The 3007-nt window shown below is 69.5% G+C and carries 2 protein-coding genes and 2 pseudogenes; 3 read left to right on the top strand and 1 reads right to left on the bottom strand.

The features are described from left to right. A pseudogene (locus tag RT567_RS15530) lies at positions 1–534 on the bottom strand (isochorismate synthase); the annotation flags it as partial. A 140-nt stretch (positions 535–674) separates the two neighbouring features. On the opposite strand from RT567_RS15530, the gene RT567_RS15525 reads away from it, so the two are divergent. The 3 genes and pseudogenes from RT567_RS15525 to RT567_RS15515 form a co-directional block, all read left to right on the top strand. After that, a complete protein-coding gene (locus tag RT567_RS15525; protein WP_313577134.1) occupies positions 675–1352 on the top strand; it encodes a response regulator transcription factor in 678 nt (225 codons plus the stop codon). After that, complete coding sequence (locus RT567_RS15520; RefSeq protein WP_313577133.1) at positions 1330–2736, top strand: HAMP domain-containing sensor histidine kinase; 1407 nt, start codon at positions 1330–1332, stop codon at positions 2734–2736. The genes RT567_RS15525 and RT567_RS15520 overlap by 23 nt, the downstream gene beginning before the upstream one ends. Before the next feature lie 57 nt (positions 2737–2793). Continuing rightward, positions 2794–3007, top strand: a pseudogene (locus RT567_RS15515) (MFS transporter); the annotation flags it as partial.

Here is a 3007-nt window from a genome sequence, read left to right as displayed (position 1 = left end):
GGGGTCGATCGCGCCGTCGCCCTGAACCTTCAGGCTGCGCGACAGCACCACCTTGTCGACCGGCTCGGCGCCGCCCTGAGAGGCGCGCATGGCCTCAAGCACCTGCGTCACCGCCGCCTCATAGGCTTCGCGCGAAGGTTCGGGCGTCAGGGCGCGGATCGAGGGGCGAGACGCGCTTGAGGGCATGTCCCAGATGCGGTTGGCCGCGCGCTCGGGCAGGAACAGGCAGTCGTCGGCGCGGCGGTCGAACGGCAGGGCGCCGACCAGCAGGCGCGGCGACGGCTCATCGGTTTCGGGCGCGACCGGCAGGTCAGCGAAGAAGCGGCGCACGCGCTCGCCCAGCGTCGTCGCCGGTCCCGGCGTCAGGCGCTGCTTCAGACCCGTGGTGAACAGGCGCAGCTCCGGCGTGCTAAGGCCGAAAGCCCAGTCCGCCCCGTCCTTCGGCGCAACCGCATCATGGCGTTCGGATGCGCCGCCGCCGATCTGAACCGACAGATCGGGCGCGCCCCAGAACTCCGCTACTCTCGACTCCATGCTGATCCCTGCCGCACTCAAGCTGTTGCATATCATTCGCAACAACTGGCCTATAGCCGAGCAACCTTCGCATTGTCTTGCGGCCAGATTAATTCCAAGCCGGTCTGGTCGTTTCGCCACAGAGGTTTAGAAGGGCGCTCATGCGAATGCTTGTCATTGACGATGATGCCCGAACCCGCGCCTTCGTGGCCGACGGCCTGCGCCAGCAGGGGCATACCGTCGATGAGGCGGGCGACGGCGAGGCCGGTCTGCACATGGCGATGGAGGGCGACTACGACGCCATCGTCGTCGACCGCATGATGCCCGGCCTGCCGGGACTGGAGACCGTCCAGGCCATGCGCGCGGGCGGGCTGAAGACGCCGGTGCTGATGCTGACGGCTCTCGGCTCGGTGGACGACCGGGTGGCGGGGCTGAACGCGGGCGCCGACGACTATCTGGTCAAGCCCTTCGCCTTCAGCGAACTGAGCGCGCGCCTTCAGGCGCTGGTGCGGCGCCCGCCTCTGGCCGAGGCGACGACGCGGCATCGCGTGGCCGATCTGGAGGTCGATGTGACCGCGCACCGGGCGACCCGCGCCGGCCAGACGCTGGACCTGACCCCGCACGAGTTTAAACTGCTGGAACGGCTGGCGCGCAACGCCGGCCATGCGGTGACGCGCACCATGCTTCTGGAAAGCCTGTGGGGCTTTCACTTCGACCCGCGCGCCAATCTGATCGACGCCCACATCAGCCGCCTGCGGGCCAAGGTGGATCGCGGCTTCGATCAGGAGCTGATCCACACCATCCGGGGAGTGGGCTATGTCCTCAAGGCCCCGGACTGAGCCGAAACGCCCGTCGGTCTGGACCACGGCCAGCCTGCGCTATGCGGCCGCCTTCTCGGCCCTGTTCGGCCTGGGCGCGGCGGTGATGATCGCGGGGGTGGACTACGGCCTGATGCGCTTCGCCGAGGCCGAGGTCCGCGACGGGCTGAACCATCAGATGGACGTCATGCGCGCCGACGCTGACCGCCACGGCACGGCCCAGCTGGTGCAGGAGTTGAACGCCGAGGCCCGCAACCGCGACGCCCGCCGCTATCTGCTGCTGGTCGAGGCGCCGGACGGCAGCCGCTTCTCCAACGGCCTGACGCGGCTGGCGGTCAATCAGAGCGGCTTCCGGCGCAACCTGCCCAACAAGGCGCGGCCCGCGCGCTGGCCCGACCAGACGCCGAACATGCTGACGTTGAGCGCCCAGGCGTCCGATGGCGGTCTGCTGGCGGTCGGGCGCGACATCCAGCATCTGGACGAACTGCGCGGCGGCATCCGCCGCTATGCGCTGATGAGCGGCATCGCCCTGATCCTGCTGGCCCTCGCGGGGGGCTGGTTCGCCGGACGACTGTTCCTGCGGCGGCTGGAAGGGGTCAATCAGGCGGTCGGCCGCATCATCGCCGGCCAGGATTCGGCCCGCCTGCCCGCTGTCGGCCTGGGGCGGGAGTTCAATGAGCTGTCGGCCAACCTCAACCGGATGCTGGATCGGCAGGAGGCGGCGCTGACCACGCTCAAGACCCTGTCCGAAGGTGTGGCCCACGAACTGCGCGCGCCGCTGAATCGGGTCCGCAACCGACTGGAAGATCTGGCCGCCAATCGGGACGACGCCCAGGCGCGCGAGGCCGCCGTCGAGCGCGCGCTGGAGGAGACGGACCAGGTCAGCGCCCTGTTCGAGGCCCTGCTGACCCTGGCGCGGATCGAGAGCGGCGACGCCGCCTTGCAGACCGAGCGTTTGGACCTCGCCGCCCTGGCCGCCGTCGTGGCCGACATCTACAGCCCCTTCGTCGAAGAGGCGGGCGGGCGTCTGACCACGGCTCTCGAACCCACGGGCATGGTCGAGGCCGATCCCGCCTTGATCCAGCAGGCCCTGGCCAATCTGATCGAGAACGCCGTCTTCCACGGCGGCGGCCAGGTCGAAGTCTCGACCTCCAGCGAGGACGGCCGGGCGGTCATCCGCGTCGCCGACCACGGCCGCGGCGTGCCGGAAGCCGAACGCGAGAAGGTGCTGCGGCGCTTCTATCGCCTGGATCAGGACGCAGGCGGCCGCACGTCTGGCGCCGGTCTGGGACTGGCCATGGTGGCCGCCGTGGCGCGGGCGCATGACGGCGAACTTCGGCTAGGCGACAATCAGCCGGGACTGGTTGTGGAGCTGGTGCTGCCCACCACAACGGCCAAGCCTTAGTTGCAATTCATTCTCAATTAGTCGATCAAGCCGCTCCATGCCGTACAGGAGCGCCTCATGACATCCGCCACATCGACCGCCGCGGCGCCCGGCGGCGCCTTCAGCCTGAAGCCGCTGCTGTTCACGGCGGGCGTCGGCAGCATGTCGATGATGGCGTTCGTCGCCGTGGTCGGGCCGATGGCGCGGCTGCTGGGCCTTCAGCCCTGGCACGTCGGAGCGGCGGTGACGGCGGCGGGCCTGGCCTGGATGCTGATGGCCCGCTTCTGGGGGG

The sequence above is a fragment of the Brevundimonas sp. genome, from assembly GCF_032107865.1.
Classification (GTDB): Bacteria; Pseudomonadota; Alphaproteobacteria; order Caulobacterales; family Caulobacteraceae; genus Brevundimonas.
The sequence above is the reverse complement of the archived record's forward strand: the minus strand, read 5'-3'. Positions and strand labels throughout refer to the sequence as shown.

Coding starts and splice junctions, on each gene's coding strand:
- RT567_RS15525 (WP_313577134.1), top strand. CDS start 675: ATGCGAATGCTTGTCATTGACGATGATGCCCGAACCCGCGCCTTCGTG.
- RT567_RS15520 (WP_313577133.1), top strand. CDS start 1,330: ATGTCCTCAAGGCCCCGGACTGAGCCGAAACGCCCGTCGGTCTGGACC.